Annotated in this window: 16 protein-coding genes; 14 read left to right on the top strand and 2 right to left on the bottom strand. The window is 35.4% G+C overall.

The annotated features are described in order from the left end of the window. Nucleotides 1-239 precede the first annotated feature (239 nt). The 8 genes from LCF45_RS15650 (at nt 240) to LCF45_RS15615 (ending at nt 9195) form a co-directional block, all read left to right on the top strand. Nucleotides 240-1001 (top strand): DnaD domain-containing protein, encoded by a 762-nt coding sequence (locus tag LCF45_RS15650; RefSeq protein ID WP_063225848.1) that lies wholly within the window; start codon nt 240-242, stop codon nt 999-1001. Between the two features lie 79 nt (nt 1002-1080). Then, on the top strand, nt 1081-3471 hold the full coding sequence (locus LCF45_RS15645; RefSeq protein ID WP_033730806.1) for a penicillin acylase family protein: 2391 nt from the start codon (nt 1081-1083) through the stop codon (nt 3469-3471). A 175-nt stretch (nt 3472-3646) separates the two neighbouring features. Continuing rightward, entirely contained in the window at nt 3647-4714 is a 1068-nt protein-coding gene (locus tag LCF45_RS15640) for a glycoside hydrolase family 113 (RefSeq protein ID WP_002165418.1), read from the top strand. A gap of 88 nt (nt 4715-4802) precedes the next feature. Then, the gene (locus LCF45_RS15635; RefSeq protein ID WP_002084566.1) at nt 4803-4994 is read left to right on the top strand and encodes a DUF378 domain-containing protein; all 192 of its coding nucleotides are present in this window, start codon (nt 4803-4805) and stop codon (nt 4992-4994) included. Between the two features lie 209 nt (nt 4995-5203). Beyond that, entirely contained in the window at nt 5204-6286 is a 1083-nt protein-coding gene (gene serC, locus LCF45_RS15630) for a 3-phosphoserine/phosphohydroxythreonine transaminase (RefSeq protein WP_263892948.1), read from the top strand. 12 nt (nt 6287-6298) lie between these two features. Continuing rightward, the gene (locus LCF45_RS15625; RefSeq protein ID WP_002185427.1) at nt 6299-7471 is read left to right on the top strand and encodes a 3-phosphoglycerate dehydrogenase family protein; all 1173 of its coding nucleotides are present in this window, start codon (nt 6299-6301) and stop codon (nt 7469-7471) included. Nucleotides 7472-7484: 13 nt separating this feature from the next. After that, nucleotides 7485-8732 carry a DUF1015 domain-containing protein gene (locus LCF45_RS15620; RefSeq protein ID WP_263892946.1) on the top strand — a complete coding sequence of 416 codons (1248 nt, stop codon included), beginning with the start codon at nt 7485-7487 and terminating at the stop codon, nt 8730-8732. 85 nt (nt 8733-8817) lie between these two features. Then, nucleotides 8818-9195, top strand: coding sequence for a hotdog family protein (locus tag LCF45_RS15615; protein WP_002033079.1), 378 nt, complete (start codon nt 8818-8820; stop codon nt 9193-9195). Between the two features lie 230 nt (nt 9196-9425). Here the strand turns inward: LCF45_RS15615 and LCF45_RS15610 are convergent, their stop codons facing one another. After that, entirely contained in the window at nt 9426-9821 is a 396-nt protein-coding gene (locus LCF45_RS15610) for a DUF3224 domain-containing protein (protein ID WP_002128116.1), read from the bottom strand. Between the two features lie 217 nt (nt 9822-10038). Continuing rightward, complete coding sequence (locus tag LCF45_RS15605) at nt 10039-11070, bottom strand: S66 family peptidase (RefSeq protein ID WP_263892945.1); 1032 nt, start codon at nt 11068-11070, stop codon at nt 10039-10041. 290 nt (nt 11071-11360) lie between these two features. Between LCF45_RS15605 and LCF45_RS15600 the strand changes: the two genes are divergently transcribed. From LCF45_RS15600 to LCF45_RS15575, 6 genes are all read left to right on the top strand, one after another. Then, a complete protein-coding gene (locus LCF45_RS15600) occupies nt 11361-12002 on the top strand; it encodes a hypothetical protein (RefSeq protein WP_263892944.1) in 642 nt (213 codons plus the stop codon). Between the two features lie 179 nt (nt 12003-12181). Further along, complete coding sequence (locus LCF45_RS15595; protein WP_002128109.1) at nt 12182-12451, top strand: 2TM domain-containing protein; 270 nt, start codon at nt 12182-12184, stop codon at nt 12449-12451. A 350-nt stretch (nt 12452-12801) separates the two neighbouring features. After that, the gene (locus LCF45_RS15590; RefSeq protein WP_003190353.1) at nt 12802-13641 is read left to right on the top strand and encodes a YitT family protein; all 840 of its coding nucleotides are present in this window, start codon (nt 12802-12804) and stop codon (nt 13639-13641) included. A 235-nt stretch (nt 13642-13876) separates the two neighbouring features. Then, the gene (locus tag LCF45_RS15585) at nt 13877-14554 is read left to right on the top strand and encodes a response regulator transcription factor (RefSeq protein ID WP_002013739.1); all 678 of its coding nucleotides are present in this window, start codon (nt 13877-13879) and stop codon (nt 14552-14554) included. 1 nt (nt 14555) lies between these two features. Then, entirely contained in the window at nt 14556-15932 is a 1377-nt protein-coding gene (locus tag LCF45_RS15580; protein ID WP_263892943.1) for a sensor histidine kinase, read from the top strand. A 237-nt stretch (nt 15933-16169) separates the two neighbouring features. Beyond that, the gene (locus LCF45_RS15575) at nt 16170-16640 is read left to right on the top strand and encodes a DinB family protein (protein WP_002128104.1); all 471 of its coding nucleotides are present in this window, start codon (nt 16170-16172) and stop codon (nt 16638-16640) included. Nucleotides 16641-16670: the final 30 nt, after the last annotated feature.

Raw genomic sequence — 16670 nt, 5'->3', positions numbered from 1 at the left:
ATGAAAACACTATATAAGCCCCTTCAAAGCCCCTTATAAGCACCTACCAAGTAATAAATCACTAAGAAAAAACAAAACAAAAACAACTACAAGAACAAAACAAGCGCGAAAAAATAAAACCGGCGTAGTAGTAGTTAAAAAAATTTGGAATTCAAATGCAAAAATAAAGCCCTCATTCCTATATGTATATTGAAGGATTGAAATTTGCCTTTTTATGAATAAAAGGAGGTGGGAAACATATGGCGGTGTACCGTAATGTGCAGGTGAACTTTTGGCAAGATGAATTCATATTAGATTTAACGCCAGAAGAGCGTTATTTTTACATATATTTGTTAACTGGTACGAAAACGAAGCAATGTGGTATTTACATATTACCGAAGCGTTTGGCAGAGCTTGAAACTGGTTACAGTATGGAGACTGTTGAGAAGTTATTGAACCGGTTTGTGGAATACGGGAAGATTTTATATGATGCGGAAACGAAAGAGTTATTCATTATAAATTGGTTACACTATAATCCTATTTTTAATACGAACATAGAGAAATGTGTATTACGTGAGCTGAAAATGGTGAAAAGTAAAGAGTTCCTACATAAGTTTTTACGTAAATGTCTTGAAGAAGAATGCAAGATTCCATTATTACTTCAGTATTTTGGTATGCCAGAGGAAGAGGTTAGTAGTAATTCACAACAAGCAATTATTCAAGAGAAGGAAGAGGTAGAAAGAGTAGAGGATGCCACTCCGCATAGTGAAGTTTATAAATTTTACGAACAAAACATTAGTAGTCTATCTCCATATATCGCGAAGGAATTAAAGGAATGGATGCAAAGAGTTTCAGGAGATAAAGTACTAGAGGCACTTAAAATTGCGTTTGAAAATAATAAGGGGACACTTGCTTATGTGAAGGGGATTTTGAGGAATTGGTGTAAGAAAGGACGAGTAAGCTTTAATAAAGGAAAGGAAATAGTGCGTAAGAGAGAAGTATTCAGTTTGTATGATCCATAGCATGAGCAAGTAATGATTTCTTCTTTTCTAAAAGGTTCTTTCACAATAGAAGCGAATAGATTGAGAGAGGAGGGATTGTATGGAAGTCGTCATAAAAAAGAAACGAAATAGGGGAAAAAGAATTTTTATTTGGTCTAGTAGTATCGTTCTTTTTTTGTTTATTTGCGCTATGATTTTTTTGAACATATATACGCTGAGATCTATGCCAAAGATAGATGGAACGATAAAGCTAGAGGATATACAACATGCTGTTACGGTGAAGCGGGATGGTAAAGGTGTACCGCATATTAAAGCAGAAAATGCGCATGATTTATATTTCTCGCAAGGGTATGTACAAGCGCAAGATCGTTTGTTCCAAATGGATTTAAGTAGAAGGCAAGCTTCTGGAATGTTAAGTGAAGTTGTTGGAGAAGCAGCTGTTGATCGAGATAAGTTGTTTCGAACGCTCGGTTTACGGCGAGCAGCAAAAGCGTCTGTTAGTCAATATGACGGAGAAGCGAAATATGCCCTGCAGTCATTTGCTGATGGAGTGAACGCTTTTATACGTGAGGCAAAAGAGGAAAAGAGATTGCCGGTTGAGTTTACTTTATTAGGCTATGAGCCTGCTGAATGGTCAATCGTGGATTCTTTGACGATTGGAAAGTATATGGCGTTTGATTTAGGAGGACATTGGCACGGGCAGGCGTTTCGATATTGGGCGCTGAAAAATCTTTCGAAAGAGCAAGCAAATGAGCTATTTCCTACATATCCGAAAGATGCACCTAGATTGCTAGCTGAACTGAAAAATACAAATGTGGATGTAGCACAAAGTTTTGCAAAAACGGTCATTCCACCAGAGTTTAATGGTAGTAATAACTGGGTGATAAGCGGTGAGAAGAGTGCGTCTGGTAAGCCGATTTTAGCGGATGATCCTCATTTATCTCTTGCGACACCTTCCATATGGTATCAATCGAAACTTGAAATGAAAGACTTACATGTGAGTGGCGTTATTTTCGCGGGAGTGCCAGGTGTTATATTAGGCCACAATGACAAAATAGCATGGGGCGTTACGAATACAGGTCCTGATGTGCAAGATTTATATATTGAAAAGAGAAATCCTACTAATGAAAATGAATTTCTGTATAACGATAAATGGGAAAAAGCTACAGTTGTTGATGAATCTATTAAAGTAAAAGGCGGGAAAACAATTCCGTATAACGTGACGGTTACGAGGCATGGTCCAGTCATTTCAGAGTTTGCAGATAAAGGGAAAGAGAAAACGAAAACAGTATTCGCTTTGAAATGGACTGCTTTAGAGCCATCAGCTGAATTAAAGGCTGTATTAAATATGAATAAAGCGAAAGACTGGAATGAGTTTGAAACTGCTCTTCAAGATTTTCATACACCAACTCAAAACTTTGTGTTTGCATCAAATGACGGAACCATTGCTTACAAAGCGAATGGAAATATACCAATACGTAAAAAAGGCGATGGTAGTTTGCCAGTTCCGGGGTGGACAGACGAATATGAATGGGAAGGGTATATTCCGTTTGATCAGCTACCGAAAGTAATAAATCCAAAACAAGGGTTTATTTCAACTGCAAATAATAAAATTGTTGATGATAATTATCCGTACCATATTAGTAATACGTGGGCGCAACCGTACAGGCAAATGCGTATTCAAGAGTTCTTGCAAGAGAAGGAAAAGTATACGGTGAAAGATTTAGAAGAGTTACAGATGGATCAAAAAAATTTATATGGGAAAGAATTTGCTCCTATATTTTTAAAAGAGTTAAATAAAGCATCTTTAAATGAAGTAGAGAAAGAAGGCGTAAAACAATTAACAAAGTGGAATTTTTACGATAGTAAAGATGAAGCGGCACCATTAATATTCCATTTGTTAATGAAAGAGATTTCGAATACTTTATTTTCAAAAGAAATACCGAAAGATGTGATGGAGTTATTTGAAGGGAAGTCACAAGTTGTTGATGAATTGATTCGAAAAGAAGTAGCAGGAGAAAATAGCGCTTGGTTTACGAAGTACGGAGGGTTCACGAAAGTTGTGCATACATCGTACGAGAATGTAATGAAAAAATTACAGAAGGAATATGGGCCCGATGTTGCGGAGTGGAAGTGGGGCGATTACCATCAACTTGCTTTTACACATCCAATTTCGAGATCATCTAGTATGTTAGCATTACTTGCATTTAATCGTGAGAAACCAGTTCCAATTGGCGGAAGCCAAGTTACCGTTCAAGCTGCGAGTTATGGAGATAACGGTATTGTAAATCACGGAGCTTCTTGGCGATTCGTGATTGATACTAAAGATATGTCAAACGGTTATCATATCGTAGGGCCAGGACAATCAGGAAACTTTAGAAGCGATTGGTATCATGATCAAATAGATGATTGGGTAAATGGTGAGTATCATACGACTACACTGAATACGGATGGAATAGAGGGGAAAGTGTTAAATTTACAGCCGCGATAATGTTAGAAGAGACTCTTACTTTAAGTAGGGGTCTCTTTTTTTATTTACCTTACTATTTTTAGGGGGATTATATGGATACCACTTTTATTAATGGAAATGTATTTAATTTTTTCTGGAATATATGTGAAATATTGTATAAAATAATCAAGAAAGCCAAAAATTATGGGGGAAAGTTATGAAAAAAAATAAGAGTTTAATAAGTTTTTTAGGAGTGTGTATCATGTTGTTTTCTTTTTGTTTCCAGGGAAATATACAGGCGGATGTAAATACTGTTCAATCTGGAAAAATAAAATCAGGAAACGTAACGGTATGGGAAGTAGGCAATGTAGCGAAAGTGTTAGCAGATGTAGAGCGCTTGAATTTAAATACGGTGAATGTACCTATTCAAGTAGATATTCCGGATGTGAATTCGGCTAATATGGTAATTAATCAGGCGCAAAAGAAACAAGCTATTATTTTAATTCAAGAATTATTAAAGCGTAATATACAAGTTATTTTGGAGCCGTTTCCGTTTATTCAGCAAGGAAATATTGGAGAAACAGAGTGGAACCCTAGTAATATTAACGATTTCTTCTGGAATTGGAAAACGGTTGTTTTACAAGATATTTTTAATTCCATTACAAGTAAGTACAATATTTATGGGCTGAAAATCGCTTCTAATTTCGTGAATATGGAATATGCAGAAGGATATTGGAATGATACGATTAATTTTGTTCGCCAGCAGTATAAAGGAAATGTTTTGTATCAAATGAATTGGTGGTTAACTGCAAGTTGGGATCCTTCTTTTGAGGCGAAATTTAAAGAGAAAATAAATCGCCCGTATTTAAAAAAGGTGGACATCGTAAGTATTGATAGTTGGTTTGAAGTTTCAGGAAAAAGAAATCCATCATACGAAGAAGTAAAACAAAGCTTATTTGCGACGACAGTATACAATCGGGGCCAAAATGTTGTTCAGCAACTTGAGACATTACATAAAACAACTGGAAAGCCAGTTTATTTTGGTGGATTTAATGTGCCAGCACGTGAACTTGGACTACAAAGCCCGTGGAACCCAGATATTACGAATGTGTTTTCAAAAGATGTACAACTTAACGGGTGGCGTGCTTACCGAGATGTATTAGAAGCGAAGCCATATTTTAAAGGTTTTTCAATTTGGTTTATCGGATCTAATGATAGTAATCATTCATATCAAATACATAGTAAAGAAGCAGAGACAGTTATTAATGGCTGGTATCGAAAATAAATTTTATAAAATAGGTAAGTTTTAGAATCCATTACATATATTTTAGTGAAAGGCCTTTCACCATCTTATCACCTAGGGGGCAATCATAATGAAATTTTTGTCATACCTTACAGTAATTTTGGTGATTCTTGGCGGTTTGAATTGGTTGTTTGTGGCGTTAGATTATAATGTAGTTGAGAAATGGTTTGGTTCTATGCCGGCGCTTGTGGATACTATTTATTGGCTCTTTGGTCTTTCAGCTATTTATCAAATTTTCGATCGGTTCTTTACGAGTAAGTAGCTATTATACTTAATTACTAGAGTGTTAAGTACGATTATGTACTTAACACTTTTTTGTGTGTTTATAAAAAGCAGGGTGCACATGCAAGCGATTCCATTGCGTCTTGCACCGTAATAACGGAAAACAAATTGACCGTGTATTGTATATAGGTTATAATTCAGAAAGTTTAAAAAATAATAAAAATGAGAAATAGGGAGGTTATCTGGGTGATGGAGAGAGTGTATAATTTTTCAGCAGGACCATCTATACTCCCTTTGCCAGTTTTAGAGAAAGTGCAAAAGGAGCTTGTAAATTATAACGGGACAGGCATGTCTGTTATGGAAATGAGCCATAGATCTTCTTATTTCCAAAGTATTATTGATGAAGCAAGTAGCTTACTTCGTGAATTAATGAACATTCCTGATGAGTATGAAGTTTTATTTTTACAGGGCGGTGCGTCATTACAATTTTCTATGATACCGTTAAATTTAATGAGTACGTATAAAAAAGCTGGGTACGTACTGACAGGTTCATGGTCTAAAAAGGCGCTGCAAGAAGCCGGAAAAGTAGGAGAAGTAAAAGTGATTGCTTCTTCTGAAAAAGAGAAGTTTACTACGATTCCTAAAATGGATGATTTACCAAATGATGAAGAACTAGATTATGTACATATTACAACGAACAATACAATTGAGGGGACAAAATATGTGGATATTCCACATTTAGAAAGAGTGCCGCTCGTTGCGGATATGTCCTCAAATATTTTATCAGAACAATATGATGTTACGAAGTTTGGTCTCATATATGCGGGTGCGCAAAAGAATTTAGGGCCAGCGGGTTTAACGATTGTAATTATAAAAAGAGATTTAATTGGCAGTGCAAATAGTGCTTGTCCTACGATGTTAAACTATGAAACTTACAGTAAAAATAACTCCCTATATAATACACCGCCATCCTTTAGTATTTATGTAGCAAAACTTGTACTAGAGTGGTTGAAAGAACAAGGCGGGGTATCTGCGATTGAAGAACAAAATAGAATGAAATCTTCACTTCTTTACAATTTTTTAGATGAATCTAAATTGTTTACTTCACCAGTTGATCCCACGTATCGGTCACTTATGAATATTCCGTTTACAACACCGTCAGAAGAGCTTAACAATCAGTTTTTACAAAAATCGAAAGAACGCGGCCTTGTTACGCTAAAGGGACATCGTTCAGTCGGCGGTATGCGCGCTAGTGTTTACAATGCGATGCCAACCCAAGGTGTACAAGAATTAGTAGACTATATGAAGGAATTTGAGCTTGAAAATAGATAGGGAGATGGGGATATGTTTCGTGTTCAGACGTTAAATCAAATTGCCGAAAAGGGTTTGCAAATTTTTGATGGGAATCGCTATGAAATTGGAGACAAAGTAGGTCATCCAGATGGTATTTTACTTCGCAGCTATTCTTTACATCAAGAAGAGTTTTCAGAAGATTTAAAGGCGATTGCAAGAGCTGGTGCCGGTGTAAATAATATTCCTGTTGAGCGTTGTACGGAAAAAGGGATTGTAGTATTTAATACGCCAGGGGCTAATGCGAATGCAGTGAAGGAACTTATTATCGCAAGCCTTATTATGTCTTCCCGTAATATTATAAATGGAGTGAGCTGGACGAAAGAGTTGGATGGAGAAGAAGTACCACAGCTTGTTGAAGCTGGGAAGAAGCAATTCGTTGGGTCAGAAATTGCAGGGAAACGTTTAGGTGTTATCGGTCTTGGCGCAATTGGTGCTTTAGTTGCGAACGATGCGTTATCTTTAGGGATGGACGTTGTCGGATACGACCCATATATATCTGTTGAAACAGCATGGCGTCTTTCTACGCAAGTACAAAGAGCGTTTAGCCTAGATGAAATCTTTGCAACGTGTGATTATATTACACTTCATATTCCTCTTACGAACCAAACGAAGGGGATTATTGGTGAACACGCTATAGAGACGATGAAAAAAGGAATGCGTCTATTCAATTTCTCAAGAGGAGAGCTTGTAGATGAAACAGCTCTTCAAAAAGCGTTAGAAGAAGATATTATTACACATTACGTAACGGATTTCCCGAATGAAAATGTGATAAAGATGAAAAATGTAACAGCAACGCCTCACCTCGGTGCATCTACGTCTGAGTCTGAAGAAAATTGTGCAGTAATGGCTGCACGTCAATTACGTGAATATTTAGAGACAGGTAATATTCGTAATTCAGTAAACTATCCAAACGTAGAACTTCCGTACATTGGAAAAAAACGAATTACAATTATGCATCAAAACGTTCCGAACATGGTAGGACAAATTACAGGATGCTTAGCAGAACATCATATTAATATTGCGGATATGATTAATCGTAGTAAACATTCTTGGGCGTACACAATGATTGATATTGATAACGGAATTGATGATATAATGAAAGAGAATATTGTGGAAAATATAAGCAAAATCACAGGTGTTGTAGCTGTTCGAATGATTGTGTAAAGGAGAGAGAAACTTGGCAAAAATCCGACCGTTTCATGCTATTCGTCCAGTAGAAGGTAAAGCAGCACAAGTAGCAGCTTTACCGTATGACGTATTAAATAGTGAAGAGGCAAGAGAAGTTGTAAAAGGGAATCCATATTCTTTCTTACACGTTGATAAAGCAGAAATTGATTTAGACCCGGCACTTTCACCGTACGATGATCGCGTATATGAAAAAGCGGGTGAAAATTTAAAGCAATTTATACAAGAAGAAGTGTTCGTTCAAGATGAGGAGCCAGCGCTTTACATTTATGAACTGACGATGCAAGGAAGAACGCAGTCAGGCCTTGTCGTTTGTACATCGATTGACGAGTATGAAGATGATACAATTAAAAAACATGAAAGAACGCGTCATGAAAAAGAACTTGATCGTATTCGCCACGTAGATGTGTGTGACGCAAATACGGGGCCAATTTTTTTAACGTATCGTACAAAAGAAGAAGTGAAACGTTTCATTGCAAGCTGGAAAGAAGAACATGCGCCAATCTTTACATTTACAGCAGAAGATGGCGTTAGGCATGTTGCGTGGAAAATTGCAGATGAAGAAGTAATTGCCACTTTAGTAAATGCATTTGAAGATATTCCTAACTTGTACATTGCAGATGGACATCACCGCTCTGCATCAGCTGCAAAAGTAGGGCTAATGCGAAGAGAGCAATATCCGAATTACACAGGAGAAGAGGAATTCAATTTCTTCCTATCTGTTTTATTCCCTCATGATGAATTATCAATTTGGGACTATAACCGGGTTGTGAAAGATTTAAATGGTTTATCAGTCGAGCAGTTTTTAAAGCAAATTACGCAGTACTTTTATGTAGAAGAAGCAAATGGTTCTCCGTATAAACCAAATGAACCAAAATCATTTGGCATGTATGTAAACGAAAAGTGGTATAAGCTCACTGTGAAAGAGGAAACGTTTGATGCGAATGATCTCGTTAAAGGTTTAGATGTATCTATTCTGCAAGATCATTTATTAAGCCAAGTACTTGAAATACATGATCCACGATCTGATTCACGCATTGATTTTGTCGGAGGAATCCGCGGATTAGAAGAATTAGAACGCCTTGTAAATAGCGGTGAATATAAAGCAGCGTTTTCATTATATCCGACATCAATGGAAGCTTTATTATCAATCGCAGACGCAGGGGAAGTTATGCCGCCAAAATCAACGTGGTTTGAACCGAAACTGCGCAGTGGGTTGTTTGTTCATTCGTTAAAATAAATATAGACTTCTTTAGATTGAAAAACCGAAATGATTATAGTTTCGGTTTTTCTTATGTTAAAAGTGTTTTTGAGGAGGGGTATCGATGAAATTGCAAGTAGGCGAAAAAATCACCTTTGAACGAACGTTTACAAAAGAAGATGTTGTTTTATTTACAGAAGTATCTAAAGATGAAGGTGTTCATCATGTTACACCAGATGAGCAGGGGAGATTTGTTGTACAAGGGCTGTTAACATCAACGCTGCCTACAAAAATTGGCGGTGACTATAACGTACTAGCTCGCAAGATGGATTTTGAATTTTTACGTCCTGTTTTTAGCGGTGATACAATTCGTTGTGACGTAACTATTGAACAATTTGAACCCGATGAAAAACATCGCACAAAAATTATTGCGATGTTTATATGTAGAAATCAACTTGAAAAAGAAGTTATGAAGGGGAGTTTTTCGGGGATTATTCTTTAGTAAGTAGGAAAAGTAATGAATAGGTGGGGGCTATGTCTCTCGGGCTTAGATTTTTAATTCCCCCCATAATTAAAATTTTACACATTGCTGAATACTGATAATAAGACGTTATGTAATATACTCTGTTCTTTTCTTAACTAATAGAAGAATAGTTGAATAAGCTTGTCAACAAAAAGGACATTCCTAGTATTACAAGAAATGTCCTTTCCACTATATTATAGGGTATTTTGCTAAAATTCAAACTCTAAAATCAGTTTACTAGTTTGACCTGTAAACTGATAATTATAGGACCCTCTCAGATTTTCTAAGTTACCGGTAGCTTTAATAATTGTTCCTGGGGAATCTAGATTTCCTTTATCAAATATTCCTTGCTCTACAGCTGTAAATGTCCCTTGTTGCCCCTTATAAATTCCTTCAAAGTGTAAAAATCCAGAAATTTTAGCAGTAGCCAAGTGACCATCAGTTATATTTGAGTCTAAATAATATAATAAGTACTCAACAAAAGCTTTTCCTTTTAATTCACCATCAATATCATATTCAACATGGGCAATATTAATAGGAAAATCTTTTCTAGTATCATCAATTAGTTTTTCATCCCATTTACTTACTGTAAATGTTACTTCCATACACGTAATCCCCCTTTATCATTAGATAAGTAATCTCCATATCATTTAAAAAGTACCGATTCACAGTCATATCTCATAAGAGTGTTTTTATTTATTTGAGTCCTGCCATATCGCTATCAAGCTAATAAAATACTCCCTAAAATGAAAAATACGCTATTCTTTCTGTAGGATCAGGAAAACATAATTATAAAACTTATGGCCCTAATTATTTGAATTTTCACTCCACTCCACTTTCCAAAATAGAGAAAAATACATTTTCACAATTAATTTCTGCCATCGCACCGTAAGGCAAAATAAACTTCGGTTCGGTATGGCCAAAATTTAAATTATAAAGAATCGGCAAATCTTCTAAGTTATGTTCTTTCATAACTTTCAGTATTTCGTGTTTATATTCTTCATAATACTTTTCGTCTTTCGGTTTACCAAAAATGATGCCTTTTGCTTTTTGAAGAATGCCTTGCGCTGCGTAATTTCGTAACCAATACTTTATATAGCTTGGTTCTGGATGGTCTTCAGAAGTTTCAAAGAAAATGATGGTATTCTCCCAATGTTTTTTCTCAGGCCAAAGTTCCGTTCCTTTTGCAAATTCCAATACTTCTATACAGCCACCAATTAAACGCCCTTGTACAGTAGTAGAGCCTTGAAGTAGCTCATATCCATTGTTTTGCTGCATCGTACGCCGTTGATCCTTATTCGCCTCTATCCATTCTAAACGCTCACTCGTCCATTCATGAGCTGGTTGAATCTCGCCAATATTCTCATTTGAAAAGAGAGTTCGATTCACCATTTCAATTGTATATGGATCCATCTCCACATTTTCGGCAAAATCAGTTAAGATTGCTGGACCGTAAAAAGAGGGAATTCCTGCTTTATGACAAAACAAATGTGAAACGGTATCGTCAGAGTAGCCCATAAAGATTTTCGGATTTTCGCGTATAATATTAAAATCTATATAAGGAAGTAAACGGATGCTATCTTCACCGCCAATATTCGTAATAATTCCTTTAATACGAGTATCTTTAAATGCTGTCATTAAATCTTCCGCACGAGCTTGTGGGTTGTTGTAAAGGTATTCGCTACCTTTTAAACTATTTGGCATTGGGACAACCTTAAGACCGAAGACGTCTTCTAATCTTTTTACTCCTTGCTCATATCGCCATCTTAGCTTAGAATCACCAGCACCTCCCCATGAAGAACTTACTGTCGCCACAATATCTCCTGGCTGTAATCTTTTTGGTTTCATTAACATATTAATTCCGCTCCTACATAATGTAATTAACTACGACTATACAAACCGTAGCATTGAAAAAATATGATGCATCACATTAATTTCTTCGTTATCAATCCGTTTACCTGCTGGTATTCAAGAATTTAGCACTCGTGTTGAATATAGGAATAATCGATTTATATTTAAAAATTACAGTATGCAACATTGCATAAGAAAGATGGTTGCTATTTTTTATAACCTGTAACTATAATAGTTACAGGTTGGTCGTATCCAATCAAAAAATATAATCATCATGAATGGAGAGGTTACATATGGGTATGAAAAAAATAATTTTAGCAGGTGCTTTAGGGATCGCAGCATTATCAGGAACGAATTTACCAGGATTAGAACTGTCAAAAGCGAGTGCTGCTTCTATTGAATCGAATCTCTCGACGTTAGAAGGGCGAGTAGTAGAAGTAGATAACGGTGTAATTGTCGTAAAATCTAAGCAATATGAGGAACCTGTTAGTGTGTATATAGATTCCCTTTCAAATGTGAAAGTAGGGGATGAGGTTAAAGCTACTGGATCTATGATGCGTAATTTTACTGAATATATGATTGCAAATACAGTTGAAAATACGTCAAATAAATTAGGTATGCACATGAAAGAAGATGGTTCTCCTGATTATGTAATTGGGGAAGTATCAAAAGTAGGAACGATGGAAGATGAAGGAGATAGTTCTACTAAATATGTTGTAGTGCAGTATCCATCAGTAAATGGGAAGAAAGCTATTATTGAAGTGTACTTAACTAAAGGACAAGTATTTAATACGGGTGAGAAAGTAAAAATTGATATGAAGTATGTAGGCTGGGGCGGAATTTCTATTAACTACAACACAACGGATCATATTGAAAAGGTTTATGAGGTAAAGAGCAACGTTGAAAATAATGATGATGTTTGGATTTGGTCTTAATTAGACGCTTGTAAATAACAAATGTATCATGCAGTACCCATCGAATCATCATATGTATGATAATTCGATGGGTACTTTTTTGTTTTATGTTTTTTTGAGAATAAGGGATTTTCGATTAGAATATGATGTTTAAATCGGAGCGAGTTTAAAAAATACAATAATGAAAGAGGTGTTTAAGGATGGAGCGAGATGAGGTTTATTTACGAGCTAAAAAGAGGATGGAGAATTTAAAAGCTTTTTACATTCATTTAACGGTCTATATACTAGTGAACTTAATGCTTTTTTTTATAAATATAAGCTCTGATTCAAGCAAATTATGGTTTTTATATCCACTTGGAGGTTGGGGAATCGGTATCGTTATACACGGTTTGACAACTTTTCCATTTGGGATATTCGGAAAAGAGTGGGAAGAACGAAAGATTAAAGAATATATGGAGAAAGATAAGTAAATTTATTTCTGTAATGTATGAATATGAAAATTTATATAAATCTCTGTGCTCACACGCTTGAGGCGAAGTCTATTCTATAGCTTCGCCTATTTGTTTTTTATTCGAAGTTTGTGCGAGTAAGTGTTCATATTCACTTTTTAGCGTGAATTGCATGTGAAATCAAAACTTTATTTGTAGCACATAATAAATACAGTTGTTTTACTTTTTTAATTACTTGTGGATGTAGGATGAAGTTGATTTATTACCCTATATTAAAATAAAAATAAACCACTGTTCGATTTGAATATTCCACGATATAATGGTGAGAGTTTATGACAGAATAAATATTTACATAAGAAGTGAGGTACTGTATGAAAAAAAGAACGACAGACATTATTTTTATTATTATTGGTGCATTTCTTTTTGCGTTAGGTGTGAATTTGTTTGTTATTCCGAACGAGTTTGGTGAGGGCGGGGTAACAGGTATCACGATTATTACGTACTATTTATTTGAGTGGTCACCAGGCTTAGTCAACTTAATTTTAAATGCAATATTGTTAATAGCCGGTTATAAATTTTTAAACAAGATCACAACAATTTATACGATTATTGCTGTAGTTACGAATTCGCTATTCCTTCATTTGACAGAAGGTTGGACGATTACTTCGGATGAAATGCTTGTAAATGCCATTTTCGGAGGAATATTTATTGGGTGCGGGATTGGTCTTATTATTCGTGTTGGCGGAACAACAGCAGGTACTACCATCTTAGCAAGGATGACGCATAAATATTTAGGATGGAGCATTAGCTATGGTTTACTGTTCTTCGATTTAATTGTTGCGTTTTCATCTTATTTCATCATTGGTGCAGAAAAACTGATGATAACAATTATTATGCTATATGTAGCAACGAAAGTGATGGAGTTTGTAATTGAAGGTTTAAATCCGAAGAAAGCCATTACGATTATTTCTGATAACCCGAATGAAATTGCCGGGAAGGTAACTACCTTAATGGGCAGAGGGGTTACCGTGTATTCAGGTCATGGCTATTACACGAAAACGCCGAAGGAAATTCTTTATATTGTTATTAATAAGCAAGAAGTAGTGAAGCTAAAACGGATTGTTCAAACTACGGATCCGGCTGCGTTCATCGCTATACACGATGTTCGTGATGTGTTCGGAGAAGGATTTGTTGATATTTCTAAAGCTTAGTAAGAGTAGAAATTGTTTTTATTAAAATAATCTTAATACTAAAACGAAAGAATCTATTTTGAATAATTTTTTTCAAAATAGATTCTTTTTATTTATCTTAAAATGTTGGCTTGTAGCGTATTATGTATCAACTCTTATTCAAAAAAACTAATAGCAGTTTGTTTTTCTTTTTCTTGCAAAAAGTACAATTGTTTCTTAATGTAAGAATGTAGAAGGATGAACAAGAGAGGGTTTAATGAAGATGATACATATTTTATTAGCTGATGATGATAAACATATTAGAGAGTTATTGCATTACCATTTACAAAAAGAGGGCTTTAAAGTTTTTGAAGCGGAAGATGGAAAGGTAGCGCAAGGCGTTTTAGAGAAAGAAAATATTCATCTTGCGATAGTAGACATTATGATGCCGTTTGTTGATGGCTATACGTTATGCGAAGAAATCCGGAAGTATCATGATATACCTGTTATTTTATTAACTGCAAAAGATCAGCTAGTCGATAAAGAAAAAGGATTCATTTCTGGTACGGACGATTATATTGTAAAACCATTTGAACCAGCTGAAGTAATTTTCCGTATGAAAGCTTTATTGCGCCGTTATCAAATGCTTAGCGCTGATATTATTACATTACACGGGACGATAATTGACCGAAAAGGGTTTGAAGTGAAGTGTAACGGTCAGACGATTTTGCTTCCATTAAAGGAATTTGAATTATTATCACAACTTGCTAGTTATCCTGGTAGAACATTTTCGAGAGAAGAATTAATTGAATTAGTGTGGGGAATGGATTTTGAAGGAGATGAACGAACAGTTGACGTTCATGTGAAGCGACTGAGAGATCGTTTTTCAAAACGAACAGATGATTTTCAAATTACGACAGTACGCGGACTCGGTTATAAGTTGGAGTTGAAATAAAATGAAATCACTATATTCTAGATTTGTTTTTATGACAGTCGGTATTATGCTTCTTAGTAGTATTATCGGTTTTTTATTAACGAACGTATATTATCAAGTGAAGTTAAAACCGTACAATAGTGAAAAGATTTTAATGTATGCTAAAGAAGTGAAATCATTATATGAAAAGCAAAGTGAAGAGAATAAAGAGGCATACTTACAGTCTATTGCGAAGTTAGGGTATGAAATTTATATTGTAGATGACGAAAATCATGGAAAGCGTATTGGGAATGCGTTTCGTAAGATAACAATTAGTGATGATACCGTTCATAAAGTATTGCAAGGTGAGACGTTTAATGGCGTTTCCACATATCCAACGCGCCTCTTTATTACAGGATTTTTCGATAATGAATTAATTAATAGTGTCGGTGTACCGCTAAAACACGATGATAAACAGTACGCTTTATTCATTCGCCCTGACATTCAGCAACAGTTTGGCGAGATGAGAATTTTCTTAGCGGTATTACTTGGGTTTATCGTTTTATTAAGTATTATTTTTATAGCGATTGCAGCAGGTTATATCGTTCGTCCTATTCGAACATTTACGAAAGCGACTCAAAAGATTGCAAGTGGTGAATATGATATCGAATTAGATGAAAATCGAAAAGATGAAATTGGTACACTAGCGAATAATTTTCAAAAGATGACAAAGAGCATTAAAGAATTAGACCAAATGAGACAAGAGTTCGTTTCTAACGTTTCTCATGAATTCCAATCTCCACTTTCTTCGATACAAGGTTTTTCGAAAACATTACAATCGGAGAATATGAGTGAAGAGGAAAGAAAACGTTACTTGAAAATTATTGAGGGTGAAAGTAAGCGGATGTCTAGTTTATGTAAACAGTTACTTACGCTTGCTTCATTAGATAAAGAAGAGAAGGTTTTACAGATAAAAGAATTCAATCTGCAGAAGCAAATTAAAGACGTCATTTTTATGCTCGAATGGAAATGGCGTGAAAAAGATATAGCTGTTGAATTTGATGTACCGGACATATCTATAGAAGGTGATGAAAACCTACTACATCAAGTATGGAGTAATATTTTTACGAATAGCATTAAGTTTTCAAACGATGGCGGGACGATTGAATTTGTTGTAGAAGAATTAGAATCCGGTATTGTCATTTCTATATCAGATAACGGAATTGGTATGGAACAAGAAGAAATGGATCGTATATTTGATCGTTTTTACAAAGTAGACACAGCAAGGGCAAGAAACGTAGAAGGAAGCGGCTTAGGATTATCTATCGTGCAGAAAATTGTTGAACTGCATCAAGGAAACGTTTCAGTTTATAGCACGAAAGGGGAAGGGACGACTGTTCGGGTTGAGCTTCCTAAATAGATGGAAAGGAAGAGGCTGTTTTTAGAACAGCCTCTTCTTATTTTTGTCAATTGGTCAATATATTATCACTTACGTGTAAAGTGATAAAAAGTTGTTTGAAAAAATGCGAGTCATTCTATTTCACAATTGGGTCAGTTTGTGGAATAAGATTAGCAGGAAGTTTATTTAAAAATGTAGAATCTCTACAGAGTTATAAGGATTTTATTGAAACTTTAACTATTTAGGGAGGCGATTACTTTGAAACGAATTGACTTGTTTTTAAACGGACTAGATTCCACATTCGATAAAGAGAGTTGGTATGCACCGTTTAAACATGCTATAGAAGGACTTACAGCCGAACAGGCTATCTGGAAACCATATGGAGAGGCAACTAAAACCATTTGGGAGAACGTTAATCATCTCATTTATTACAAAGAGAGACTTGCTGCAAACTTGGAAGACCGTGAATGGATACATAATCTCGACGGTGATGAAACCTTTTATCTTACCAATCAATCTAATGATGATAAGGAATGGAAGAAAGTCGTTGAACGTTGTGAAAATGCCCAACGTAATTTAAGACAGGCATTGAGTGCAATTTCCGAAAAAGAGCTTGAGCAAAATTCACTTGAGGGGAAATTACTGGACATTATGCTTCATGATGCTTATCATACAGGTCAAATTATTCAATTAAGGAAAATGCAGGGGTCTTGGCCATCAAATCGATAATTGAACGTTTTAGTTGGTGCTATTGTTATA

This window comes from Bacillus sp. 41-22 (assembly GCF_025809295.1).
GTDB lineage: Bacteria > Bacillota > Bacilli > Bacillales > Bacillaceae_G > Bacillus_A > Bacillus_A mycoides.
Note: the sequence above shows the minus strand (reverse complement) of the source record. Positions and strands in the feature narration are given on the sequence as shown.

Coding starts and splice junctions, on each gene's coding strand:
- LCF45_RS15615 (WP_002033079.1), top strand. CDS start 8,818: ATGAAATTGCAAGTAGGCGAAAAAATCACCTTTGAACGAACGTTTACA.
- LCF45_RS15580 (WP_263892943.1), top strand. CDS start 14,556: ATGAAATCACTATATTCTAGATTTGTTTTTATGACAGTCGGTATTATG.
- LCF45_RS15610 (WP_002128116.1), bottom strand. CDS start 9,821: ATGGAAGTAACATTTACAGTAAGTAAATGGGATGAAAAACTAATTGAT.
- LCF45_RS15650 (WP_063225848.1), top strand. CDS start 240: ATGGCGGTGTACCGTAATGTGCAGGTGAACTTTTGGCAAGATGAATTC.
- serC (WP_263892948.1), top strand. CDS start 5,204: ATGGAGAGAGTGTATAATTTTTCAGCAGGACCATCTATACTCCCTTTG.
- LCF45_RS15640 (WP_002165418.1), top strand. CDS start 3,647: ATGAAAAAAAATAAGAGTTTAATAAGTTTTTTAGGAGTGTGTATCATG.
- LCF45_RS15625 (WP_002185427.1), top strand. CDS start 6,299: ATGTTTCGTGTTCAGACGTTAAATCAAATTGCCGAAAAGGGTTTGCAA.
- LCF45_RS15605 (WP_263892945.1), bottom strand. CDS start 11,070: ATGTTAATGAAACCAAAAAGATTACAGCCAGGAGATATTGTGGCGACA.
- LCF45_RS15645 (WP_033730806.1), top strand. CDS start 1,081: ATGGAAGTCGTCATAAAAAAGAAACGAAATAGGGGAAAAAGAATTTTT.
- LCF45_RS15595 (WP_002128109.1), top strand. CDS start 12,182: ATGGAGCGAGATGAGGTTTATTTACGAGCTAAAAAGAGGATGGAGAAT.
- LCF45_RS15590 (WP_003190353.1), top strand. CDS start 12,802: ATGAAAAAAAGAACGACAGACATTATTTTTATTATTATTGGTGCATTT.
- LCF45_RS15585 (WP_002013739.1), top strand. CDS start 13,877: ATGAAGATGATACATATTTTATTAGCTGATGATGATAAACATATTAGA.
- LCF45_RS15635 (WP_002084566.1), top strand. CDS start 4,803: ATGAAATTTTTGTCATACCTTACAGTAATTTTGGTGATTCTTGGCGGT.
- LCF45_RS15600 (WP_263892944.1), top strand. CDS start 11,361: ATGGGTATGAAAAAAATAATTTTAGCAGGTGCTTTAGGGATCGCAGCA.